20 protein-coding genes are annotated in these 23934 nt (G+C 66.4%); 11 read left to right on the top strand and 9 right to left on the bottom strand.

The window, feature by feature from the left end; genetic code table 11:
* The gene (locus HH308_RS12370; protein ID WP_170194515.1) at positions 1-1521 is read left to right on the top strand and encodes an APC family permease; all 1521 of its coding nucleotides are present in this window, start codon (positions 1-3) and stop codon (positions 1519-1521) included.
* Between the two features lie 105 nt (positions 1522-1626).
* On the opposite strand, the gene HH308_RS12375 is transcribed toward HH308_RS12370, so the two are convergent.
* The 5 genes from HH308_RS12375 to HH308_RS12395 all read right to left on the bottom strand — a co-directional run bounded on the left by HH308_RS12375 (position 1627) and on the right by HH308_RS12395 (position 7271).
* A complete protein-coding gene (locus HH308_RS12375) occupies positions 1627-3003 on the bottom strand; it encodes an NAD-dependent succinate-semialdehyde dehydrogenase (protein WP_170194516.1) in 1377 nt (458 codons plus the stop codon).
* 66 nt (positions 3004-3069) lie between these two features.
* Complete coding sequence (locus HH308_RS12380; RefSeq protein ID WP_170194517.1) at positions 3070-4104, bottom strand: Rieske 2Fe-2S domain-containing protein; 1035 nt, start codon at positions 4102-4104, stop codon at positions 3070-3072.
* Between the two features lie 25 nt (positions 4105-4129).
* Positions 4130-5101: a PDR/VanB family oxidoreductase gene (locus HH308_RS12385; RefSeq protein ID WP_246284564.1), complete on the bottom strand. Its 972-nt coding sequence runs from the start codon at positions 5099-5101 to the stop codon at positions 4130-4132.
* Positions 5102-5220: 119 nt separating this feature from the next.
* On the bottom strand, positions 5221-6816 hold the full coding sequence (locus HH308_RS12390; RefSeq protein WP_312870561.1) for a chloride channel protein: 1596 nt from the start codon (positions 6814-6816) through the stop codon (positions 5221-5223).
* A 5-nt stretch (positions 6817-6821) separates the two neighbouring features.
* Positions 6822-7271 (bottom strand): MarR family winged helix-turn-helix transcriptional regulator, encoded by a 450-nt coding sequence (locus HH308_RS12395; protein ID WP_170194518.1) that lies wholly within the window; start codon positions 7269-7271, stop codon positions 6822-6824.
* 93 nt (positions 7272-7364) lie between these two features.
* On the opposite strand from HH308_RS12395, the gene HH308_RS12400 reads away from it, so the two are divergent.
* The gene (locus HH308_RS12400) at positions 7365-8000 is read left to right on the top strand and encodes an LON peptidase substrate-binding domain-containing protein (RefSeq protein ID WP_170194519.1); all 636 of its coding nucleotides are present in this window, start codon (positions 7365-7367) and stop codon (positions 7998-8000) included.
* 19 nt (positions 8001-8019) lie between these two features.
* Here the strand turns inward: HH308_RS12400 and HH308_RS12405 are convergent, their stop codons facing one another.
* Complete coding sequence (locus tag HH308_RS12405) at positions 8020-8787, bottom strand: IclR family transcriptional regulator (protein WP_170194520.1); 768 nt, start codon at positions 8785-8787, stop codon at positions 8020-8022.
* A gap of 175 nt (positions 8788-8962) precedes the next feature.
* Here HH308_RS12405 and HH308_RS12410 point away from each other — a divergent pair, with 175 nt between their 5' ends.
* The 9 genes from HH308_RS12410 to HH308_RS12450 all read left to right on the top strand — a co-directional run bounded on the left by HH308_RS12410 (position 8963) and on the right by HH308_RS12450 (position 20110).
* A complete protein-coding gene (locus HH308_RS12410; RefSeq protein WP_170194521.1) occupies positions 8963-11071 on the top strand; it encodes a hydantoinase/oxoprolinase family protein in 2109 nt (702 codons plus the stop codon).
* 19 nt (positions 11072-11090) lie between these two features.
* Positions 11091-13238: a hydantoinase B/oxoprolinase family protein gene (locus HH308_RS12415; RefSeq protein ID WP_170194522.1), complete on the top strand. Its 2148-nt coding sequence runs from the start codon at positions 11091-11093 to the stop codon at positions 13236-13238.
* An 8-nt stretch (positions 13239-13246) separates the two neighbouring features.
* A complete protein-coding gene (locus tag HH308_RS12420) occupies positions 13247-14368 on the top strand; it encodes an iron-containing alcohol dehydrogenase family protein (protein ID WP_170194523.1) in 1122 nt (373 codons plus the stop codon).
* Complete coding sequence (locus HH308_RS12425) at positions 14365-15867, top strand: aldehyde dehydrogenase family protein (RefSeq protein WP_170194524.1); 1503 nt, start codon at positions 14365-14367, stop codon at positions 15865-15867. The genes HH308_RS12420 and HH308_RS12425 overlap by 4 nt, the downstream gene beginning before the upstream one ends.
* A 48-nt stretch (positions 15868-15915) precedes the next feature.
* Positions 15916-16620, top strand: coding sequence for a class II aldolase/adducin family protein (locus HH308_RS12430; protein WP_170194525.1), 705 nt, complete (start codon positions 15916-15918; stop codon positions 16618-16620).
* A gap of 90 nt (positions 16621-16710) precedes the next feature.
* A complete protein-coding gene (locus HH308_RS12435) occupies positions 16711-17619 on the top strand; it encodes a sterol desaturase family protein (protein ID WP_170194526.1) in 909 nt (302 codons plus the stop codon).
* Positions 17620-17685: 66 nt separating this feature from the next.
* Positions 17686-18843, top strand: coding sequence for a sensor histidine kinase (locus HH308_RS12440; RefSeq protein WP_170194527.1), 1158 nt, complete (start codon positions 17686-17688; stop codon positions 18841-18843).
* A complete protein-coding gene (locus HH308_RS12445; RefSeq protein WP_170194528.1) occupies positions 18840-19502 on the top strand; it encodes a response regulator in 663 nt (220 codons plus the stop codon). Before HH308_RS12440 ends, HH308_RS12445 begins: the two co-directional genes overlap by 4 nt.
* A 14-nt stretch (positions 19503-19516) precedes the next feature.
* A complete protein-coding gene (locus HH308_RS12450; protein WP_170194529.1) occupies positions 19517-20110 on the top strand; it encodes a hypothetical protein in 594 nt (197 codons plus the stop codon).
* 370 nt (positions 20111-20480) lie between these two features.
* Here the strand turns inward: HH308_RS12450 and nrdE are convergent, their stop codons facing one another.
* The 3 genes from nrdE to HH308_RS12470 form a co-directional block, all read right to left on the bottom strand.
* The gene (gene nrdE / locus HH308_RS12460) at positions 20481-22703 is read right to left on the bottom strand and encodes a class 1b ribonucleoside-diphosphate reductase subunit alpha (protein ID WP_170194531.1); all 2223 of its coding nucleotides are present in this window, start codon (positions 22701-22703) and stop codon (positions 20481-20483) included.
* A gap of 40 nt (positions 22704-22743) precedes the next feature.
* Entirely contained in the window at positions 22744-23214 is a 471-nt protein-coding gene (gene nrdI / locus HH308_RS12465) for a class Ib ribonucleoside-diphosphate reductase assembly flavoprotein NrdI (RefSeq protein WP_170194532.1), read from the bottom strand.
* A gap of 108 nt (positions 23215-23322) precedes the next feature.
* Positions 23323-23556, bottom strand: coding sequence for a redoxin NrdH (locus tag HH308_RS12470; RefSeq protein WP_170194533.1), 234 nt, complete (start codon positions 23554-23556; stop codon positions 23323-23325).
* Between the last annotated feature and the right edge of the window lie 378 nt (positions 23557-23934).

Here is a 23934-nt window from a genome sequence, read left to right on the forward strand (position 1 = left end):
ATGAGCGAAGTGACCTCCACCCCCGACCCCATCCCCGACCAGGCCGAGCACGACGCGAAAGGGTCGTCATTGCAGCGCAATGCGATCGGCGTGTTCGGCATCTGCTTCTTCGTCATCGCCGCCGCGGCACCGATCGCGGGCATGACGGGACTGGTCCCGAGCATCATCGCGATCGGCAACGGACCGGCCGTCCCCGGCACGTTCCTCGTCGCGGGCATCGTGTTCCTCGTCTTCTCGGTCGGCTACGCGACGATGAGCAACCACGTGGTCCACGCCGGCGCGTTCTTCGCCTACATCGGCCGCGGTCTCGGCCTGCCGTGGGGCGTGGCGTCGGCGTTCGTGTCGGTGATGTCGTACTGCCTGGTCCAGGCTGCCGTGTACGGATACTTCGGCGCGGTCATGACCACCACCGTCCCCGACATCCCGTTCGCGTGGTGGGTGTGGTCGCTGCTGGCGGCCGCCCTGGTCCAGATACTCGGGCTGATGCACGTCGAGTTCGGCGCGAAAGTTCTCGGCGTGCTCCTGCTCACCGAAGTCGGGTCGATGCTCCTGACCGCGATCGCGGTCTTCGCCCACGGTGGCGGCCCAGAAGGAATCGACTTCAGCGCGTCGTTCAGTCCGTCGGCGATCGCCGACGGCGCGCCGGGCATCGCCTTCGCGTTCGCATTCGCGGGCTTCATCGGATTCGAGGCGACAGCGATCTACGGTGAGGAATCGCGCGACCCGCGACGGACCGTTCCCCGCGCGACGTACGCGTCGGTCACCATCATCACGCTTCTGTTCACCGTGGTCACCCTCGGCATGGTGAGCGGCATGGGTGCCTCCCACGCAGTCGACAAGACGATCAGCCTGACGACGGTCGGCGGCGTACCGCTCGCCGATCCCACCCAGGTACTCTTCAGCGTCGCCGACCAGTACGTCGGTTCGTGGTTGCCGTCGCTCATGCGCGTCCTGCTGCTGACCAGCATGTTCGCGTGCGTCCTCGCGTTCCACAACTCAGCGACGCGCTACTTCTTCGCGATGAGCCGGTCCGGATTGCTACCCAAGGCGATCGGACGCACGCGCGGCCACGGCGTCCCCGCCAACGCGTCGTTCCTGCAGACCACCGTCGCCGTCGTCATCATCGTCGCGTTCGCGGTATTCCAACTCGACCCGGTGGTGAACCTCTTCTATTGGTTCTCCATCACGGCGATCCTCGCGTTGACCTTCGTTCAGGCGCTGGTGAGCGTTGCGGTCATCGTCTATTTCCGACGTACCCGCGAAGACACCCGGCTCTGGAACACGCTGATCGCGCCGGCCGTCAGCCTGGTGTCCATGGTCGTCATCATGTATCTGCTGATGAGCCGCTTCGGCCTCATCAGTGGTACATCCGGCGGCGCCCTCGAATCGTGGCAGATGTCGGCGACCGGTTGGCTGCTGTGCCTGAGCCCGTTCATCGTCTTCGCCGCCGGTGTGGCCTTCGGATTCGTCACCGCCAACAAGCGCGACGCCAACGAATCTCTGAAGGAGTTCGTCGCCTGACGCGTGCGGGTGGGTAACCCGCGAACGACGTAGCCCCCGGACCGATACCGCGGTCCGGGGGCTACGTCGTTCCAATCGTCTGGGACGTTCCCAGTCGTCTGCTGGCTATACGGACTTGGCCCGCACCAGCTTGCGATTGGCGAATTCCTGAATGCCCAGCGTGCCCAGTTCGCGCCCGTAACCGCTGCGCTTCACACCGCCGAAGGGCAGTGCCGCGGCGGTCGACGGTGACTCGTTGATGAACACCATCCCGACGTCGAGCCGATCCGCGAGAGCGAGCGCGCGCAACGGGTCGGCCGAGTGCAGCGACGCCGACAGTCCGTACGGTGAGTCGTTGGCCGCGGTGATCGCGTCTGCGACGTCGCCGTACCGATACACGACGGCGACCGGCCCGAAGATCTCTTCACGGAAGGCTCTCATCCCCGGCTGAACTCCGGTGAGCACGGTCGGCGCGTAATACGCGCTGTCGGGGCCCGCCCGACGTCCGCCGACTTCCACCGTCGCACCGCGCTCGACGGCGTCGCGCACCTGTGCCTCCACCTCGGTGGCGGCGGCGACCGACGCGAGCGGTCCCATGGTGGTGGCTTCGTCGAGGGGATCACCCGGTTCGATCTGCCCGACGGCCGCGGTCAACTTGGTGGTGAAGTCGTCATACAGGTCGTCGGGGACGAAGAAGCGTTTGGTGGCATTGCACGCCTGACCGGTGTTGCCCATCCGCCCGACGATCGCCTCGCCGACCAGTGCATCGACGTCGTCGGTGTCGAGCACGATGAACGCGTCCGATCCGCCGAGTTCGAGCACCGCCTTCTTGAGGTGTCGGCCGGCGATCTCAGCGACGGCCGCTCCCGCGCGTTCGGAGCCGGTGAGCGACACCCCCTGAACGCGGTCGTCGGCGATGATGTCGGCGACCTGCTCGTTGGACGCGAACACGTTGACGTAGGCGCCCGCGGGAAGCCCGGCGTCGAGGAAGATCCGTTCCATCTGCCGCGCCGATTCCGGGCACTGTGGCGCATGCTTGAGCAGAATCGTGTTGCCCAGCAACAGGTTTGGCGCGGCGAATCGCGCCACCTGGTAGTAGGGGTAGTTCCACGGCATGATTCCGAGGATGACGCCGATCGGCGCCAACCGAATCAGTGCGGTACCCGCGTCGATGCCGGGCACCGCCTGATCGACCAGCATCGCCTCGGCGTTGTCGGCGTAGTAGCGGTAGATGTCATCGCAGATTCCGATTTCGCCGCGGCCGGCGCGCACCGGCTTGCCCATCTCGGCGGCCATGATCCGGGCGAGTTCCGGGGCACGCTCGCGGTGCAGCGCGGCGACGCGGCGCAGGATGTCGACGCGTTCGTCCAGCGGCGTCTGTCGCCACTGCTCGAAGGCCGAGTCGGCGCCGGCGATCGCGGCCGCGATCTCCGCATCGGTGGCGGTCGGGTAGTGCGCACCGTGCTCGCCGGTCGCCGGATTGACTATCTGAAACGACGTCACGTCGCTCTCCTTACTGGATCTGCGGCGCGAGTCGATGCGGCAGGCGCCGCGGGGGTGTACCGCGGTTCAGCGGCCGGGATGTGCATCCTCGGTGAGCAGGCGACGCATCACCTTGCGCACCTGGATCAGCGCCGCGTCGGCGGCGACGTTCACTTCGCGGACCCAGCCGTCGCGGTCGATCACGCCCTGCATGATCTCCAGCTCGACCTGGACCCGTCGGTAGTACGCGGTCAACAGCGGGCGCAGGGTGCCGGTGACCGCGTCGCTGTGTCCGAAGTTGCGGCTCACCACCCAGTGGTGGCGGGTCGTCGTCGCATCGATCGGGGTGATCGCGTGACTGAAGTACATCTGCAGCGGACCGTCGGGGCCGGCGACGTCCCATCGGTCCACCCAGAGACCGGGGCTGGCGAACAGTCCCTCCTCGTGCTGGACGTGCTCGCTGCCGTGTTCGATGCCGAGGACCTCGTACTGCCAGTTCTGCAGCTTCGACGCCGGGAAGTCACGCCAGAACCGAACCTGTTGCTCACTCACCTCGACGACGAGCGTGGGCGGCGGGCCGTGCAGAGCGGGCGGCGAGAGCACCGGATCGACCTGCGCGACATGCGTGATGTCGGAGAAGTTGTCCTGCAATAGCGCGCCCGTCGCACGCGTCACCCACGCCTGCCCGAAGCTCGTCCAACCGTCACCGTCGAGCCACGGGAGGTCGATGAGCGGGCGCCGGTCGGCCCGATCCGGGGTCCCCGGCCACACCCACACGACTCCACCGTGCTCGATCACCGGGAACGTCCGCACCGCGGCACCGACCGGTGGGCTCGTCTGCGTGGGGACCGATGCCACGGTGCCGTCGGGGCGGTAGACGAAGCCGGTGTATGCGGCCACGAGGTCGTCGCCCGACACGGTGCCCCGGCTGAGCGGGTACGGCCGGTGGATGCAGCGGTCGGCGAGGGCGACGATGTCGCCGGTCAGCTTGCGGTACAGCACCACGCCGGTGTCGAGGAGCCGGACTCCGAGCGGAGATCGGCCGACTTCGCTGCTGCTCGCAACCGCGTACCAGGCGTTGTACGGGAAGTCGGTGGATGCGGGGGAACTCTGTGCACTCATCGTGGCGGTCCTTGAGTAGTCCGGTCTACAGGTCCAGGGTCAGTTCGCGGCCGCGGCAGCGCGACACGCAGATCATCAGCGACGTGTTGGCCGCGCGCTCGTCGTCGTCGAGAACGACGTCGCGGTGGTCCGCCTCGCCGTCGACGATGTCGGTCTCGCACGTGCCGCAGATGCCTTCCAGGCATGATCCGAGCACGGCGATCCCGTTGTCCTTGCAGACCTGGTAGATCGACTTGTCGGCCGGGACGGTCAGCGTGACACCCGACCGTTCGAGAATCACGTCGAATTCGGTGTTCTCGCCGCCGGTGTTCTTCGCGGAGAAGCGCTCCAGGTGCAGCGACCCGGCCGGCCAATTGCTCGACGCCGCTTCGACGGCGTCGAGCAGCCCCTCGGGCCCGCAGCAGTAGATGAGGGTGTCGGGCGTGGGTGTCGACAGAATGGCGCCGAGGTCGAGGCGGCCGACTTCGTCTTCGGGCATCAACCGGACACGATCAGCGTGATCGGCGAGTCGCGGCAGGAACGCCATCGATCCGCGCGAGCGGCCGCCGTAGACCAGCGTCCAGTCAGCGCCCGCCCCCGCGGCTTCGGCGATCATCGGGAGCAGTGGCGTGATTCCGATGCCGCCGCCGATGAAGAGGTACTTGCGACTGGGCACCAGCGTGAAGTGATTGCGCGGTCCACGCACGCGGACGGTGTCGCCCGCCGCGATGCGGTCGTGTACGTACTCCGACCCGCCACGCGAGTCGGGGGTGCGCAGAATGCCGACCTGCCACGTTCCACGATCCCGCGTGTCACCGCACAGCGAGTACTGGCGGACGAGTGGTTCATCGCCGTCGGTCGGCAGGATCAGGTCGATATGCGCGCCGGGCGTCCACGGCGGCAGCGCCCGCCCGTCGTCGAGTGCGAGGGTCAGCGACACCACGCCCTCCGCTTCGCGCACCACGGAGCGAACCTCGACTTCCAGTTCGAGTTCGTGGAGAACCATGTCTGTGGCCATCGTCACTACCGCTCCTCATCTCGGCGACAAGGAAACGATAGATTATCAACGATCAAAGTGGAAGCATTTCGTCGGAACAGCACCGGCGATATGCCACCTCCGCGTCGACGAACGGCTCGTCACGGCCGGATGAACAACCTTCGCGGTCGTTCCCGCTCGGTAGCCTCGTTGAGGTCGTGCCTGCGGGCGATCAACAGGTCCGACAGCCGCACGACGCCGACCAGCTCGCCGTCGTCGGCGACGACGGGAACGGTCTCGACGTCGTTGTCGGCCATCAGATACGCCGCGTGCCGCAAGGTGTCGCGCATACCCAGCGTCGGGCCCGACGCTGCGCGCGCGAGTCGGAGACTGTCCGGGTCGCGATGCACGACGTCGGCGCAGAAGAACGTCTCGAGCGGATCGGTCGTGTAGTCGCGGGTCAGGTGCAGTCCGCGTCGGGCGATCTTCTCGGTGAGCACGGATCGGCGCAGAACCATCACCGAGATCGCGTACGCCGTGACCGAGGCGATCATCACCGGGAGCACCACCGACCACGCCTGGGTCAGCTCCATCGTGAAGACGACTCCGGTCAACGGGGAGCGCATCACTCCCCCGACGACTGCCGCCAGACCGAGGATCGCCCAGAAGCCGGGAAACACGTCGGGCATCCCCAGCCCGACCGCGGCGCCCAGTGCACCGCCGATCATGAAGATCGGCGCCAACACGCCGCCCGACGTGCCCGATCCGAGTGACAACGACCAGATCAGGGTCTTCACCACGAGGATCCCGACGATCAGGTTCACCGTTGCGTGGCCGGTGAGCAGGTCGTCGATCACGTTGTACCCGACGCCGAGCGCCTGCGGCTCCACCAGGCCGCCGACGCCGATGATGAGCCCGCCGATCGCCGGCCACCACATCCAATGCAGCGGCAGCCGCGCGAACGCGTCCTCGGCTCGATACACCAGCCAGGTCGCGCCGACCGCCACGACCGCGCCGCAGACGCCGATCGTGACGGCCAGTGCGTCGACCAGCGCCGAGGCGTGCGCCCCACCGGTGACGACCGGGAAGATCGGACCGCTACCCAGGATCGGCGCGCGCACCACCGTCGCCACCGCGACCGCCGCGCACACCGGCACGAAGCTGCGTGGCCGCCACTCGAAGAGCAGCAGCTCGACGGCGAGCAGAATAGCGGCCAACGGCGAGTTGAAGGTCGCCGCCATTCCGGCCGCCGACCCCGACACGAGCAGGACCTTGCGTTCGTCGGCGGTGAGGTGAAGATGCTGCGCCAGAATGGATCCGATCGCGCCGCCGGTCATGATGATCGGTCCTTCGGCGCCGAACGGACCGCCCGTGCCGATGCTGATCGCAGACGAAATCGGTTTGAGTACAGCGACTTTCGGTTCGACGATGCTACCGCGGGTGAGGATCGATTCAATCGCTTCGGGCATGCCGTGCCCGCGGATCTTCTCCGAGCCGAACCTCGCCATCAGCCCGACGATGAGCCCGCCCACGATGGGCAGGAGCAGAATCTGCCACCAGGGATGGGCTGCGGCACCCGGCGCGACGAGTTGCGTCGACACGCGACCGTAGAAGCAGAGGTTGGTGACGAGTCCGATCAACTTGAGCAGAACCCATGCGGCGAGTGCCCCCAACGCGCCGACCGGAACGGCGAGCAGCGCGATCACCGGCATGCGTTTGTCGATCGCGAAGTCACCGAGCTGGGTATTGAGCACCACCGCGGTCACCCCACCGTCTGGCGCACATCGTCGCCGAGGGCGATATGCAACTCGGCGAGGCCGTCCACGAGATTCCTGCGCGTCCTGGAGTCCATGCGCCGCAATGCATTTCGAAAGACAGCCGCCCGACGTTCGACGACGGCGTCGATCACCGCACGCCCGGCGCCGCTCAGCGACAGGAGCACCACGCTGCGGTTGTCCGCACTGTGCGTCCGATCGAGTAGACCCGACGCGACGAGTCGGTCGGCGAGCCTGGTCACCGACGACGCCGCGACGCCGAGTTGCTGCGCGAGCACTCCGCACGACGACGACCCGGCGTCGTGTACCGCGAAGAGCAGGCGCATCTGCTGCATCGACACATCGGTGCTCTGTTGCACCGTGGTCATGGCGACGGCGAGGAGGTCTCGAGTGAGCCGCTGCAGCGAATCTACGTCGGCCTGGCAAACATTTGTCATTCGACAAGTTTTGCATATTGCAATTCTGGAAGCCATTGCCCGCCACGCCGATTCCCGGGCGCTTTGTCAGTGCCATCGGCCATGCTGGACGGCATGACCGAAATGCCGATGTTCCCGCTCGGTTCCGCACTGATGCCCGGCGAGCATCTGCCGCTGCGCATTTTCGAGCCCCGCTACCGGGAGATGCTGCAGGACTGCATCGATTCCGGCGACATGCGCTTCGGGGTGGTGCTGATCGAACGCGGCAGCGAGGTGGGCGGCGGCGACATCCGCACCGACGTCGGGACCATCGCCGAGGTCATCGAACACCGCCGGTCCGCGGGCGGCACCTGGGCCCTGCTGTGTCGCGGCGTCGAACGCATCCGAATCGACGAATGGCTCGACGACGCCCCCTATCCGCGGGCGCGCGTGTCCACCTGGCCGGACCCGCCGATCACGCCGAAAGAGTGGGACCGATGGCTGATCCAACTCGAACAGGCCTCGACCCGACTCATCGATTTCCTCGCCTCATACACTCACGAGAACAAGCAGGATCTGCCCCTCCCCCGACTGGCCCGCCCCGACCTGCCGGCGTCCGAATATACCTACGCCACAGCGGCTTTCATGCCGATCACCCAGGCCGATCGGCACCGGGCACTGTGCGCACCGGACGTCGGGACCCGCGCCCGCGTACTCGCCGAGGCGATCACCGACGCACACTCAGCGTTGCAGTTCCGGCTTCAGGAGTAGCCACCGTCGCGACTGTTCCCTACTGTTCGTCGTCGGCGGGAAGCCGTAGGGATCCCGCGGCACCGATCAAGTACTCGCCGAGGTCGCGGATCCTCCGTTCGCCCAGCCGGGTCGACGGGCCCGCCACCGAGATGGCCGCCGCGATCCGACCTTCGGCGCCGCGAACGCCGACGCCGACCGCCACCAGACCCGATTCGGTGTCCTCGGAGTTGACTGCGTATCCGCGGCGCCGCGTCGTCTCCAGATCCCGCACCAACCGTTGCCACTGCTGATTGCCCAGGCCCGCCTCCGAGTCGTTACCCGGACTGCGGTAGAGCTTCTGCAATTGCGGTGCGGCGAGGTCGGCGAGTATCGCGCGTCCCGTCGCAGTCAGCCGTGCGGGCAGAGCGACGCCGCGCCGATCGCCCACCCGGATCGCCTGCTCCGACTCGACCGTCGCGATGAACCGCACCCACCGGCCGGTGCGGACCGCCAATTGCACAGTCTCGCCGGTATCCGCGCAGATCGCCGCCATCGCCGGCCGTAGGTGCGTGTTGTACTCCCCCGTCGGACGGTGCTCGACGGCGGAGACGTACAACGCCGGTCCGGGCAGGTATTTGTGCTCCTCGTTCTCGACGGCGAAATCGCGGTATACGAGCATTGCCAGCAGCCGGTGCGCCGTGGACCTGGCCACCCCCAGCAACTCTGCGGCCTGGCTCACCGTCACCACCCCCTGGTCTCGCAGGATGTGCAGCAATAGCAGCGCATTGTCGACCGAACTCTGCCCGTACGTCGGCCGATTCCGCATATCAGAATCGTAGGCCGAGTGTCTTCCAGATCACAGTAGCGTCGTCGGTGCGAGCAGATCAGTACCGCACCGTTTCCCATCGGAATAGCCGATAAACCCAGTCGCACAACGACATTCATCCCCTGACGGACGGTCTTCCTCAACGTGCTCGACGAACGAGAAAGGCGAGATGACGATGAACCAAAGACTCTACGTAGGCGTGGACACCGGGGGCACCTTCACCGATGTGGTGGTGATGGACGAGACCGGTGCCGTGCTCACCAATAAGGCACCGACCACGCCGCAGGCGTTGGAGGACGGCGTCTTCGCCGCGCTGCGCTTGATCGCCGGGGAACGCGGCGAATCCCTCGCCGACATGCTGGCTCAGGTCGCCAGCTTCGGGCACGGCACGACGCAGGCCACCAACGCGCTGATCGAGCGCCGCGGGGCGCGCACCGGCCTGATCACGACGAAGGGTTTCGGTGACACCCTGCTGCTGCAGCGCCTCATGGGGTTCACCGCCGGCACCCCCGTCGAGCAGCTCGGCGAGTTCAGCCGCCGCCGCTACCCCGATCCACTGGTGCCGCGCAGTCGGATCAAGGAGGTCCTCGAGCGCGTGGATCAGTCCGGCTCCGTCGTGATCGAGCTAGACGAGTCCGGAGTGCGCAGCGCGGTCGCGGAACTCGTTGCCGACGGTGTCGAGGCCTACGCGATCGCGCTGCTCTGGGCGTTCCGCAACCCGGATCACGAACAGCGGATCGCCGCGATCGTGCGCGAACTCGCGGGCGACGACGTGTACGTAAGCCTGTCGAGCGAGGTGAATCCCGTTCTCGGCGAATACGAGCGCACGTCGACAACCGTGCTCAACAGCTACCTGGGACCCAGCGTGCAGCGCTACCTCGAGCGCATGGAGCGCAAGCTGAGAGAAGCGGGCATGTCAGGCCGATTCAGCGTCCTCAACAGCATCGGTGGTGTGATGAGTGCCCGCGACGCGGCCGACAAGGCCGTTCTCCTGCTGGCCAGCGGCCCAACCGGCGGCGTGCTGGGCAGCCAACACCTCGCCGCGCAGCTGGGGCACCCGAACGTCATCACCTCCGACATGGGCGGAACCAGCTTCGACGTCGGGCTCATCGTGGCCGGCCGGCCGGTGGTCTCAGCTGTCACCGAGGTGGCGCAGTACCACGTGGCCGCGCCGATGGTCAGCATCACGGCGATAGGTGCCGGCGGCGGCTCCATCGCCGAGGTCGTCGCCGGGGAACTGCGCGTCGGCCCGGAGAGCGCGGGCGCCTTCCCCGGGCCGGTCTGCTATCGCCGCGGAGGCGCCCGGGCGACGGTGACCGACGCCGACGTGGTGCTGGGCGTGATCGATCCCGACACATTCCTCGGCGGACGCATGCAGCTGGACAAGCGCGCCGCGCAGGAGGCCATCGCCACCCAGATCGCGGAGCCCCTGGGCCTGTCCCTCGTGGAGGCGGCCGCCGGTATCCGGCACATCGTCGATTCGCGGATGGCCGACACCCTCCGCGAGCTGTCAGTCGGCCGAGGGCTCGATCCTCGTGACTTCGTGCTCTACGCCTACGGCGGCGCCGGCCCGATGCACTGCGCGGGCTTCGGGGGAGATCTCGGGGTCGCGCAGATCGTGGTCCCCGCCACGTCGATGGCGCACTCGGCCTACGGGGCGCTCGCCGCGGACATCTACCACGGCACGGAGCGCTCGTTCCTGGTCAAGACGACGCCGGGCAACACCAGCCCGTGGGAGGACATCGACGCTCGCGCACTCGATGAGATCTATGCCGAGTTGGGGGCATCGACCCGGGCTCAGCTCGCCCGCGACGGCGTCGAGCCCGCGGACATGATCATCGAACGGTCGGTGGACGTCCGCTATCGGAGCCAGACCCATGAGTTGATCATCCCGGTGGAACCGGGCGCTATCACCGCCGAGCTGGTCCGCGGGATCGTCGACCGGTTCGAGACCGCGTATGAGGACACCTACGGCAAGGGCGCAGGCTTCCGTGAGGCGGGCATCGAACTCACCACCTTCCGAGTCAGCGGCATCGGCCGCACGCCCAAACCGGCGTTTCGAGACACCGCTCCGGTCGCCGCGCAGCGCGAGCACGCACGGCGGGTCTACGACGTCGCGGCCCGCGATTGGCTGGATGCCACGGTCGTGGACTGGCATTCGCTCCAGCCGGGCCGGAAGATCCGCGGACCGGCCGTGGTCGAACATCCCACCACCACGGTGTACACCGGCCTCGGCCAGCAGGTCGGCATCGACACCTTCGGCAATCTGATCATCACCGCCTGAGCGCGACAGGAGACCAATCATGAGTACAGACACACTGGCAGCGGCCGCGACCGAGGTCGATCCGATCAGCTTCGAGGTGATCCGCAACCGGCTCTCGGCGATCACCGAGGAGCAGGCGATCACCCTCAAATCGGTGTCGGGTTCCCCGGTGGTCACCGACGCCACCGACTTCAACGTCGGGACCTACCTGTCCGACGGCTCGATCGTCACGATGGGCCCGCAGGTGCTGTTCCACTCCGGATCGATGGCGAGCGTCGTACGCAACATCATCGCCGATCGTTCGGACAACCCCGGCATCGCCGAGGGGGACATGTTCATCCTCAACAACCCGTACAAGGGCGCGCTGCATCAGCAGGACGTCTCCATCGTCGCTCCCGTCTTCCACGACGGAGAGCGAGTTGCCTGGGTCGGCGCGTGTGCGCACCAGATCGATGTGGGCGGCCTGAATTTCGGCAGTTGGGCCTTCGGCGCGACCGAGATCCAGCAGGAGGCCATGTTGCTGTCGGGCGTGAAGATCGTGGAGAACAACGAGATCCGCGGTGACCTGTGGGACATGGTGATGGGGATGACCCGGATGCCGATGGCCGTGGGCCTGGATCTGAAGGCGATGATCGCGGCGAACCAGGTCGCCGCACGACGGCTGGGCGAGCTGTTCGAGCGCTACGGTCTCGACGTGGTGCTGCGGGTGATGCACCTCGAGATCGACCACGCGGAACAGCAGCTCCGGGATCGTCTGCGCGAACTGCCCGACGGCGTCTTCCGCGCCGTCGACTACCTCGAACACGACGGACACACCAACGCGCTGTACGAGTTCCGGCTCACCGTGACCAAGTCCGACGACCACCTCGACTTCGATTTCACCGGTACCGATCCACAGGCCCCGGGATTCGTCAATTGCACGCGATCGGGACTGGTCGCCGGCGTCTTCACGGCGTTGCTCCCCACTCTCGCCCCGCGGATCAGCTGGAACGAAGGACTGTTCCGGCCGCTCACCATCACCGCGCCCGACGGCGTCATCTGCAACGCCACCTGGCCCGCGCCGGTCTCGTCGGCCACCATCTCGGCGGTGTGGGTGGTGCAGAACGTGGCGTTGGCGGCGTTGTCGCGCCTCGCGGCCACCTCGCCCCTCACGGCGCAGGACTCCGCAGCGGTCACGAAGGGGTCGATGACAGCACTCGTGCTCAACGGCCGCGACCGCGACGGTCTCCCCTACGGCAACTTCCTCCTCGACTCCACAGCCGGCGGTGGCGGTGCATACCGAGATCACGACGGGCTCAACGGCTCCGGCGACTTCTGTGTCCCCCGCCCGGCGATCACCAACGTCGAGAGCCACGAGGCGAACGGCCCGATCCTGTTCCTCTATCGGTCGATCCTCACCGATACCGGCGGTGCCGGGCAGTTCCGTGGCGGCGCCACCGTCGGCCTGGCGATCACGCCGCACGACACGGACGAACTGACCGCGATGATCGTCGGGCACGGTGTCGAGGTGCCCAACAGCATCGGCTTGTTCGGCGGTCTGGAGGGCTCGTGCAACCGCAATCAGCTCGTTCGCTGCGCCGGCGACAGCCCCGCGGGCCGGATTACCTCCGTCGACGACCTGGAGCTGACCGGCGATGACCGGGAGGTGCTGGGCGCCAAGCCAGGCTTCCTCGCGCTGCGCCCCGGGGACACCCTGGCCTACAGCTTCCAGGGTGGCGGCGGGTACGGCGATCCACTCACCCGCGAGCCGAGAGCGGTGGCCACCGACGTCGAGCACGGATACGTCAGCGTCGAGGCCGCATCCGACCTGTACGGAGTGATCCTGGTGGACGGCCGGGTCGACGATCAGGCAACCTCAGCCCGCCGGGGCGAGATCCGTGCGGCGCGTGCCAGCGGGGCGCACGCGCGGACCGAGTCCGCCGCCGCGGGGCTGCCGATCGGGCCGTCGCTGATCAGGGCGGACGACGGCGTCGTTCACTGCCGGTGCGGTGCCGCGCTCGGCCCGTCGAACGACTGGCTGGCGGGAACGGTGCGCCGCGTGGTCGATCCGTTGGGCCACGGTTCGTTCCTCCGGCTTCACGAGGGCTTGGAGCTGCGCGAGTACGCCTGCCCGGGTTGCGGCACGCTGCTCGACAGCGCCGTCGCCCGGCCGGGCGCGGCAGACACCCTCACCATCGAGCTGCGGTAGGAGGCACCATGTCTGTGCGCACCTTCAGCGCCCCGACGCGGGTCGTGGCGGGGCTGGGAAGCCTCGACCGCCTCGACGCGGAACTGGCGAGCCTGCCCGGCCCCACCGCGGTCGTCGCCGATTCCGGGCTGGCCGATATCGGGCTGCTGGCGGAGCTCCTCGGCCACGTCGACGAGAGCCGGATCGGCACCACGGCGTTGGTCGATCCCGACCCCGACCTCGCCGCAGTCGAGGCCGCCGCCGACGCGGCGCGATCGGCCGGCTGCGCAAGCGTGCTCGCCGTGGGCGGCGGGTCGGGACTCGGCGCGGCGAAGGCCGTGTCGATCCAGCTCACCAGCCCCGGACCGATCACCGCCTACGAGGGCACGGGCCGGGTCCCACGACTCCCCGCACCGACGGTTGCCGTCCCAACCACCGCCGGCAGCGGCAGCGAGGTGTCGAACGCCCTGGTCTTGCACGAGCCCGGCCGCGACCGGGAGATCATCGTGCGCGGCCCGGGATGCGAGCCGTGCACTGCGATCCTCGATGGGACGATCTTGCGACGGTTGCCGCGCCTGCCGATGCTGTATGCGGGCCTCGACGCACTCACCCACGCATTGGAATCGTTGTGGGCCAACGGCTCCACCGTGTTCACCGAGTCGCTCGCGATCCGCGCCGCGCACGAGATCCTGGCGACGCTGCCGGTGGCCGTCGCGGGTGCCGGGAGCGCGAATGCCGACGGCGACAACGACGCCGCGCTGCAGCGGCTACTCGAGGCCAGCACCGCAGCCAACCTGGCCTGCGGCAACAGTGGCCTCGGCCTGGTGCACGCCCTATCGGCGTCGGTCCAGGTCACCCTGCCGCACGGGTTGCAGAACGGAGTCCTGTTACCGCGGGTGGCCGAACTCAACCGGTCCGCGGTTTCGCCGGACGCCGCTGATCTGATCGACCGGCTACCCGCACTGTACGAAGTGCTCGGATTCCACCCGCAATTCGACAGTGCCACAGTCGGCGAACGACAGATCGCATCGATGATCGCCGCAAGCACCGGACACCCCTTCCGCATCAACAACCGCAAGGATTTCACCGACGACCAGTTGCACGAGTTACTCACGCGGTCGATCGGTTCCGGCGAGGAGCTATTGCCATGACGAAGCCCCCTCAGCGCGGCGGACACGCCGCCTACCACGACCGGATCGCGGCGCTGGCCGACCACCCGTGGCGGCTCCTGATCGGCGGCGACCTTCGTCCCGCTGCCGACGGTGCGACCTTCACCACGTCGGACCCGTTCACCGAATCGCCCCTTGCGCAGGTTCCCGATGCGACGCCGGAGGACGTGGACGCTGCCGTCGACGCGGCCACCGCCGCCCGCGCCCAGTGGCGAGCGGTTCCCCCGACCGATCGGGCCGCGCTGGTGCTGCGCTTCGCCGACCTGATCGAGAGTCATGCCGACGAGCTCGCGTTCCTGGACAGCGTCGACGCCGGGTCCCCGATCAGCAACGCACGATTCGATGTACAGATCGCGCTCCAGCAGATGCGGATGTTCGCCGGATTCGCGCTGGAGATGAAGGGGCAGACTATTCCCGCCTCCAACGCGCTGCACGTGACGGTCCGCGAGCCCGTGGGTGTGGTCGCCAAGATCTGGCCGTACAACCACCCGCTGATGTTCGCGTGCCGCATGGCGGCACCGCTCGTCGCCGGCAACCCCGTCGTGGGAAAGCCGCCGGAGGCCGCTCCCCTGTCCACGCTGCGGCTCGGTGAGCTTGCCGCGCAGGTGTTCCCGGCCGGCGTCGTGAACATCGTCGTCGGCGATGGTCCGGCGACACCCGACCGCCTCGTGCGCCACCGTGCTGTGCGCCGCATCGGGTTCATCGGCTCGGAGCCGACCGGACGCGCGATCCAACGCGCGGCCGCGGAGTCCGCGGTCAAACATGTGACGTTGGAGCTCGGCGGCAAGAACGCGATGGTCGTTTTCGCCGACAGCGACATCGAGTCCGCGGCCGCGGGGGCCGTGTTCGGGATGAACTTCACCTGGTCCGGGCAGTCCTGTGGCTCCAACTCGCGGCTACTGGTGCAACGCCCCATCTACGAGGCCGTCATCGACCGCGTCGCGGAACTGGTGCGCGAGAGGACGATCGGCGATCCGCTCGACGAGGCCACCGAACAGGGCACCATGATCAACCGGGCCCAGTACGAGAAATCCCTGTCCTACATCGACGTCGCACTTGCCGAGGGCGCGCGGCTGATTACCGGCGGCGGGCGCCCCGAGGGCGACCGGTGTGCCACCGGCTATTTCGTCGCCCCGACGGTGTTCGCGGACGTCGACCCCGGAGCGCGGATCGCACGCGAAGAGGTCTTCGGCCCGGTGCTCTCCGTCATCCCGTTCGACACCGAGGAGGAGGCGGTGGAGATCGCCAACTCCGTCGACTACGGGCTCACCGCGAGCGTATGGACTTGCGACCTGAACCGAGCGCATCGAGTGACCCGCGACTTCGAGGCCGGCCACACCTGGATCAACGGGTCATCGACGCATTTCCCGAATGTCCCGTATGGCGGCGTCAAGGGATCGGGTGTCGGAGGCAAGGAGGAGTGCCTCGAGGAACTCCTGAGCTACACCGACGAGAAGGTCGTCAACATCATGTTCCGCTGAGCCCGCCGACCCACCTCCCACCCACGAATCGACCGATAGGAAAATCTCATGACCAGCACCGAGGACAGCCTGCGCAGCACCGTCGCCACGTCCGCCCGCATCTTGGCCGCGACCGGCGCGGGCGACCTGATCTGGGGCCACGTCAGCGCCCGGGACCCCGCGGGCCGGGGCGCCTGGCTCAAGCAGGCCTCGTACGGCCTCGACGAGATCACCCCGGAGCGCGTGCATCTGGTCTCGCCCGCCGGCGACGTTCTCGACGGCGGCGGTCAGCGCCACAGCGAGTACCCGATCCACACCGAAGTGCTGGCGGCCCGACCGGACGTGGGCGGTGTGGTCCACGTACACAGCCGCTACGCCGTGGCGCTAGCCGCCGCTGCCGCCGAGTTGCTGCCGGTCAGCCACGAGGCCAACTACTTCGCCGAGCATGGAGTCCCCCGGTTCACCGACACCGCGGACCTGATTCTCACCCAGGACCTGGGTCGCAGCGTGGCGCGCGCCCTCGGCGACGCTCAGGCACTGTTCCTCGTCAACCACGGAATCGTCACCGTCGGACCCGATCTGGAGACCGCCACCGTGGCTGCGGTGATCCTCGACCGCGCGTGTCAACAGCAACTGACCACGCTCGGTTACGGCGGCACGCCCAGTTGGTCGGATCCGGAGGAGTCCCGAGCCAAGTGCGAGCACATCTACTCGGACGAGGCGCAACATCAGGTGTGGGACTACCTCGCTCGCCGTCTCGATCCCATCGCATAACGACCTGCGGCCGATCTCCCCCACGCGGGGGAGACGAAATCAGCCGCGCGCACGATGTTTCGGACTCGCGCTGTCCATACCGTTATTCCCATGGACGCAACAACAACACTCCTCATCGCAGCAGTTCCCGCATTCATCGTGCTCTCGGTCGTCGAATGGATCGACGAGCGGCGCGACCCCGACAACGCCAACGCGAGAGACGACGGCTCAGGGCGCTCGTCCGGTTTCCTGCGCGACTACGCCGGCAACTGGGCCACCTACCTGATCAACTCCGCGGTGAAGATGGTCACCCAGTATGTGCTCCCGTTCTCCACCATCGTCATCGCCTCCGCCCTGACCCCGCTGCATCTGTCCGCCCGACATTGGTGGGTATGGGTGCTGGGCCTGATCGTGACCGACTTCTGCTACTACTGGGCACATCGGGCCGATCACCGGGTCCGGCTGCTCTGGGCCGCGCACAGCGTTCACCACTCGAGCACTCACTTCAACATGTCCACCAACCTGCGTTTGCCCTGGTTCCACCCGGTGTCCTACACATTGCGCAGCCTCGCATGGCTACCCGCGGCCTTGCTCGGATTCCCGGTCTGGTTGATCTTCCTGCTGAACACTGCCGGACTGATCTTCCAGCTTCCGTGCCACACCCAGCGCATCGGCAAACTCTGGGCGCCGTGGGAGTTCTTGTTCAACACTCCGTCGCATCACCGCGTGCACCACGGTTCCAATCAGCCGTACATCGATAAGAACTACGGCGGTGTGTTCATCATCTGGGACCGCATCTTCGGCTCGTACGCCGAGGAGACCGAACCCGTTCGGTACGGACTCATCCACGACATCGAGACCCAGAACCCGATCAAATACAACTACCTGGAGACGATCAACATGCTCCGCGACTCCGCACACGCCCGCACCTGGCGCGGCCGCCTCGGATACATCTTCGGCCCTCCCGGATTCATCGAGGCGAAGGGCGAGACCGCGCGCCGTGACTCCGTCGCAGTCTGACGGAGCCGGCCCGGCCCGGCCGGTCATGCGGCAGACGTACGCGCCTCGGCGCTATAGTCGTCTGCCATGACCGTGTCGGGCCTCGCTGTCGTGCGGCGATCGCTGGAACGGCAATCACTGCTCGTCGGTGTACTCGCCGCGGTTGTCGATGTGGCTGTCTTCGTGTCGTCGGGGATCGTCTCCGCGGCACCGCTGGCCGGCTTGACGATGTCGTTCCTGCTGGCCGCGGCCGATCTCACGCTGGCTGCGCGTCCGCGAACCACGGCGGCGGTCGCCGTGATCCAGGTGATGACCCGGATCGCCGCATGTCTCCTACTCAGCCGCTATGGTGCAGCCGGTGCGATCGGCGACGTGGGCATCCTGGTCGCGGGCTACCGGGCCGGCGCCTGGCTGTCCGACCGGGCGTCCACGGTGGTGGTACCCGTACTGGTGGCGGGAGTCTCCGGAGCAGCTCTGATCAACGGCGCCGCTCATTCCTGGTGGATGGTGCTCGCTATCGCAGTGTCGAACGCGGTAATCCCCTGGCTGGTCGGTCGATACACCGCCGCGGGTGGTGCGTACGTGACGAAGCTGGAACTGCAGCGCCAGCGCAACCGTGCCGATCTCGAGCGTGCACTCGCCGACGAGCGGGAGGCCATCGCCCGCGACCTGCACGACGTGATCTCGCATCACGTCAGCGCCATCGGAATCCACGCGGGGGCCGCCCGGATGGCACTGCCGACCGATGCGGAGGCGTCGATCCGGTCGCTGCGAGCGGTCGAGACATCGAGCAGGGCCGCGATGATGGACCTCCGGCGGCAACTGGACCTGCTGCATGGCCGCTCCGCCGCCGGCGACCGTCAGCCCGGTCTCGCCGATATCGCCGAGCTGGTCGATTCGGTGCGGCGGACGGGTCTGAGTGTGGAGCTCGATCTTCCGTCGTCCGCGGTGCACCTGCCGGCGTCGTTGGACGTCACGGTGTACCGGATCGTGCAGGAACTGCTCACCAACGCACTGCGCCACGGCGACGGCACCGCGCGGCTGCAGATCCGCAGCAGTGGGGCGGAGATCTCGATCGTCGAGACCAATTCCGTTGCGGCGCAAGCCTATACCGGTGAATCGTCGCATCGCGGTCTCGACGGCATACGGCGACGTGCACAGTTGTTCGACGGCCGGGTCGAGTGCGGCCCCGACCCGCTCGGGGCCTGGCGGAGCGCCGTCACCATTCCGATTGGAGCAACATGACCGAGCCGATCCGGGTGCTGATCGCCGACGATCACGCCATGTTCCGTGCGGGGCTGCGAACGGTGATCGATGCCTGTCCCGACACCACCTGCGTCGGCGAGGCGGGCGACGGTCGAGCGGCGATCGACGAGGTGCTCCGGACTCGACCGGACGTCGCCGTCCTCGATGTGCGAATGCCCAAACTCGACGGGGTCGCCGCCGTCGGACCGATCGTCGACGCGACCTCCGTCCGGGTGCTGATGCTGACCACCTACGACAGCGAGGAAGTCCTTGCGAACGCGCTCCGGGCGGGCGCGGCGGGGTTCCTGCTGAAATCGTCACCACCGGAGGAACTCATCGGCGCCATCCGCGTCGTGGCCCGTGGCGACTCCGTCATCGATCCCGTGATGACAAAGCGCCTGGCCACCAGGGTCGCCGAGACGTTAGCGCCGGTACCGGTCCCGGCCGCGGTGTCGACGCTCACCGCCCGCGAGTACGAAGTGCTACTCCTGCTCGCCGACGCTCTGAGCAACGCCGAGATCGCCGCTGTCTTGTTCGTCGGGGAACAGACCGTGAAGACGCATGTTTCCCATATCCTCGCGAAACTCGGGGTCCGCGACCGTATCCACGCCGTCGTCTACGCCCACCGTCACCGACTGACCGAGCAGCCCCGCCCCTAACCGGGCCTGCACAGTTGAGGCCGCTGATACGGCTCGGCACGCTCTACCGCTGGCTGATCGAGTGCCGTCGTGCGGGCGCAGATCGAATCCCGCCGATTGAGGTCGGCGGACAACAACTCGACAACTCTTCTGAAAAAGTTCAGAATAGAGATATGGTCGCCGAAGTGCAGTGGAGTGAGTTACAGCGTGACCCCAAACAAGTCGCGAAGCTGGCCGAGACCGGGGCCGTACGCGTACGTAGACGCGATGGCGCTCCGCTCCTCCTTATCCGCGAGGACGACGAACGTTCTGTGATGAGCGGTGCGCTGGCGGCCGCACGCACGCTACGCACGGTTTTCGCGCACGTCTCCCCAGACGACCTCCTTGCGGGCCTGATTGACGAATTCTCGTGGCTGGACCTGCTTCCAGACGCCGACCAACGAGAGTTCCTCATCGAGTTCGTGCGCAGTTTCCAAACGTCTGCCGAGACCGGTCGGTGGGACCTCCTCGACCAGACCATGCTGGAATGGCGCAACACCGCTGCGGTGCATGCGGATTCAACGCTAGCGAAGACGCTGGCGGAGCCGATCGTCGATGACCTCGGACCAGTTTCATCGCCTGTCGCCTGAGTGCAAGACCTATTCGGTCGCTTTCGGGTGCGACGTACTGGCCATCGTCAGCCAGACAACCATGTTCTCCTCGTCGACGCAGTACCAGATGCGGCCACTCGAAGTAACTTCGTACTGCCATTGCGGCATGCTGACTCCCTGAACTGAGCGCGTACCCAACTGCCCCTTCAGTTGATGTTGACGCGCTCGGTTCATGGGAGTGACAGGCCGCTCCGACAGTATGGTCCACGCGTCCCAAGTCTGAGCCGCAGCATTACGGCACAGTTCCTCCCAGCCTTTCACCGCATCCGACGTCGCGAACCGCAACTCCCAGCCCTTCGGCCGTCGCGGCGGCGGGACGCGCTCCCCCCTTTTGGGACTCATCTCACCCCTACAGCATGCAGCTGACGCAGCCGTCCACCTCGGTACCCTCCAACGCCATCTGGCGCAAGCGGATGTAGTAGAGCGTCTTGATACCTTTGCGCCACGCGTAGATCTGTGCCTTGTTGACGTCGCGGGTGGTGGCCGTGTCGCGGAAGAACAGCGTCAACGACAGTCCCTGGTCGACGTGCTGGGTGGCCGCCGCATAGGTGTCGATGATCTTCTCGTAGCCGATCTCGTACGCGTCCTGGTAGTACTCCAGGTTGTCGTTGGTCATGTAGGGCGCCGGGTAGTAGACGCGGCCGATCTTGCCTTCCTTGCGGATCTCGATCTTCGCGGCGACCGGGTGGATCGAGCTGGTCGAGTGGTTGATGTAGCTGATCGAGCCGGTCGGCGGCACGGCCTGCAGGTTCTGGTTGTAGATCCCGTACTTCTGCACCGACGCCTTCAGCTCACGCCAATCGTCCTGGGTCGGGATCGCGATGCCGTCGGTGGCGAACAGGCTTCCGTCGGCGCCGCCGGCGTTGGCGAACAGCTCACGCACCCTTTCAGTCGCCGGCTCCCACACCTGATCGGTGTACTTGTCGAAGAACTCGCCGCTGGCGTACTTGCTGTTCTCGAACCCCGCGAAGGCGCGACCGTTCTCCTTGGCCAGCTTGTTCGACGCGCGCAACGCGTGATAGAGCACCACATAGAAGTAGATGTTGGTGAAGTCGATGCCTTCTTCGCTGCCGTAGAAGATGTGTTCGCGCGCAAGGTATCCGTGCAGATTCATCTGACCCAGACCGATGGCGTGCCCACTGTCGTTGGCGTGCTTGATCGACGGCACCGAGTCGATCGACGTCTGATCGGCGACGGCCGTCAACCCGCGGATCGCGGTCTCGATGGTCCGCCCGATGTCCGGCGAGTCCATCGCCTTGGCGATGTTCAGCGAGCCGAGGTTGCAGGAGATGTCACGCCCGACTTCCTTGTAGGACAAGTCGTCGTTGAAGGTCGACGGCGTCGACACCTGCAGGATCTCCGAGCAGAGGTTGGAGTGGGTGATCTTGCCGTCGATCGGGTTGGCCCGGTTGACGGTGTCTTCGAACATGATGTACGGGTAGCCCGACTCGAACTGCAGTTCGGCGAGAGTCTGGAAGAACTCGCGCGCTTTGATCTTCGTCTTGCGAATCCGCTTGTCCTCGACCATTTCCTGATACCGGTCGGTGACGTTGATGTCGGCGAACGGCAGACCGTAGATACGTTCGACGTCGTACGGGCTGAACAAGTACATGTCGTCGTTGTTCTTGGCCAGCTCGAAGGTGATGTCGGGGATCACGACGCCGAGGCTGAGTGTCTTGATGCGGATCTTCTCGTCGGCGTTCTCCCGCTTCGTGTCGAGGAAGCGGTAGATGTCGGGGTGATGCGCGTGCAGGTACACCGCGCCCGCACCCTGCCGGGCACCGAGCTGGTTGGCGTAGGAGAACGAATCCTCCAACAGCTTCATGATCGGGATGACGCCCGAGCTCTGATTCTCGATCTTCTTGATCGGTGCACCGTGCTCACGAATGTTGCTGAGCAGCAAGGCAACTCCGCCGCCACGCTTGGACAGTTGCAGCGCCGAGTTGATCGAGCGGCCGATCGATTCCATATTATCTTCAATGCGCAAAAGAAAGCAGCTCACCGGCTCGCCGCGCTGCTTCTTGCCCGAGTTCAGGAACGTCGGGGTGGCCGGCTGGAAGCGGCCGTCGATGATCTCGTCGACGAGGTTGCGCGCGAGCGTCTCATCGCCGGCGGCGAGGGTCAGCGCCACCATGCAGACACGGTCCTCGAAGCGCTCGAGGAAGCGTTTGCCGTCGAAGGTCTTGAGCGTGTAGCTGGTGTAGTACTTGAACGCCCCGAGGAAGGTCGGGAACCGGAATTTCTTCTTGTACGCGTGGGTGAACAGCGCCTTGATGAACTCACGGTCGTAGCGCTCGAGGACCTCGGGCTCGTAGTAGTTCTCCTCGACGAGGTAGTCGAGCTTCTCTTCGAGATCGTGGAAGAACACCGTGTTCTGGTTGACGTGCTGCAGGAAGTACTGGTTGGCCGCCTCGCGGTCCTTCTCGAACTGAATCCGGCCGTCGGCGTCGTAGAGGTTGAGCATCGCGTTGAGCGCGTGGTAGTCGAGCTCGCCCGGCTCATGCCCGCTGGGTCCGGCGTGCACGCCGGACTTACTGGCCGACGGGACGTCTGAGGTGATGGTGGGCGACACGACTACTCCCTAGAAGTGAATTGTATTGCTGGACATACATTCAGACGCTCGGCGTCAGAGTGGACCGCGAGAAGCGCGTGGTCCCGGCGAACTCCGTCAGACCCTCGCGGACGCGCTCGACGTCGTAGTCGGTGCCCATCAGTTCGAATCGATAGAGGTAGGGAACCCCGCACTTGGCGGCGATGATGTTGCCCGCCATGCAGAATTCCTCACCGAAGTTGGTATTGCCCGCTGCGATCACCGCACGGATGCGGGACCGGTTGTGGCGATCGTTCAGAAAGCGGATGACCTGCTTGGGAACGTACCCACCACCGGTCGATGACCCGACCTTGCCTCCCCCGTATGTCGGGGTGATCAAGACATAGGGTTCGTCGACGGTGAAAGCGCTTGCCGCGCTGGACGATCCGTGAACCGGAATACGCAGTGCGCGCATCCCGAGCTTCTCGACGAATCGGTGAGTGTTCTCCGACACCGACGAGAAGTAGACGATCAGCGGCGATGATGCTGCCATGTCTTCCTCCCGCGGTGTCCGACGTCGTGGTACGTGATGATCAGTTCGCTCGCCATCGCTGCGCGTGTGACCAGACCCGGCTTCCCCTTCGGATCGGTCATCGAAGGGTCAGGCGACGTTGACCGCGAGAGCCTTGATGCGGTCCGGACGGAAACCCGACCAGTGCTCACCGTCGACGACGACGACGGGGGCCTGCAGGTAGCCGAGCGCCATCACGTAGTCGCGGGCCTCGGGGTTCTCGCTGATGTCCACGACCTCGTAGGAGAGCCCCTGCTTGTCGAGTGCCTTGTAGGTCGCATTGCACTGAACGCAGGCCGGCTTGGTGTAGACGGTGATTGCCATTTTTCAGGTGCTCCTCACAGCGGATGGGATGGAAAACTTGATGCTCCGGTGTGGTGAATCGTGAACTTTCCGTCGGCGATTACCAACGGCACAAGCACGTCCCCACTGGGATGGCGCCGTCTGCCGTTCCGGTTCCTCAGACACTACACCTAGTGGTCAGCGATTGGAACTGACACAAGAACTTGTGAATCACATTCATGAAAGTCCCAGGTCGCGGCAGTGCAGAATCACAAACTCCGGCGTGTCGCGACGAGCTTGGGCGTGTCGCATACGGTGTGCTGAACGCGGGTGCCAACGGTCATGGTCGATGGTTGTTCTTCTCATGGCTTCATCACTACACCGGGGGTATGACAACCCGGTTCGACGCCGCGACCCGCG

This window comes from Gordonia asplenii, from assembly GCF_012933505.1.
Taxonomy (GTDB): domain Bacteria; phylum Actinomycetota; class Actinomycetes; order Mycobacteriales; family Mycobacteriaceae; genus Gordonia; species Gordonia asplenii.

Coding starts and splice junctions, on each gene's coding strand:
- HH308_RS12370 (WP_170194515.1), top strand. CDS start 1: ATGAGCGAAGTGACCTCCACCCCCGACCCCATCCCCGACCAGGCCGAG.
- HH308_RS12380 (WP_170194517.1), bottom strand. CDS start 4,104: ATGAGTGCACAGAGTTCCCCCGCATCCACCGACTTCCCGTACAACGCC.
- HH308_RS12385 (WP_246284564.1), bottom strand. CDS start 5,101: ATGGCCACAGACATGGTTCTCCACGAACTCGAACTGGAAGTCGAGGTT.
- HH308_RS12395 (WP_170194518.1), bottom strand. CDS start 7,271: ATGACAAATGTTTGCCAGGCCGACGTAGATTCGCTGCAGCGGCTCACT.
- HH308_RS12400 (WP_170194519.1), top strand. CDS start 7,365: ATGACCGAAATGCCGATGTTCCCGCTCGGTTCCGCACTGATGCCCGGC.
- HH308_RS12405 (WP_170194520.1), bottom strand. CDS start 8,787: ATGCGGAATCGGCCGACGTACGGGCAGAGTTCGGTCGACAATGCGCTG.
- HH308_RS12410 (WP_170194521.1), top strand. CDS start 8,963: ATGAACCAAAGACTCTACGTAGGCGTGGACACCGGGGGCACCTTCACC.
- HH308_RS12415 (WP_170194522.1), top strand. CDS start 11,091: ATGAGTACAGACACACTGGCAGCGGCCGCGACCGAGGTCGATCCGATC.
- HH308_RS12420 (WP_170194523.1), top strand. CDS start 13,247: ATGTCTGTGCGCACCTTCAGCGCCCCGACGCGGGTCGTGGCGGGGCTG.
- HH308_RS12425 (WP_170194524.1), top strand. CDS start 14,365: ATGACGAAGCCCCCTCAGCGCGGCGGACACGCCGCCTACCACGACCGG.
- HH308_RS12430 (WP_170194525.1), top strand. CDS start 15,916: ATGACCAGCACCGAGGACAGCCTGCGCAGCACCGTCGCCACGTCCGCC.
- HH308_RS12435 (WP_170194526.1), top strand. CDS start 16,711: ATGGACGCAACAACAACACTCCTCATCGCAGCAGTTCCCGCATTCATC.
- HH308_RS12440 (WP_170194527.1), top strand. CDS start 17,686: ATGACCGTGTCGGGCCTCGCTGTCGTGCGGCGATCGCTGGAACGGCAA.
- HH308_RS12445 (WP_170194528.1), top strand. CDS start 18,840: ATGACCGAGCCGATCCGGGTGCTGATCGCCGACGATCACGCCATGTTC.
- nrdI (WP_170194532.1), bottom strand. CDS start 23,214: ATGGCAGCATCATCGCCGCTGATCGTCTACTTCTCGTCGGTGTCGGAG.
- HH308_RS12470 (WP_170194533.1), bottom strand. CDS start 23,556: ATGGCAATCACCGTCTACACCAAGCCGGCCTGCGTTCAGTGCAATGCG.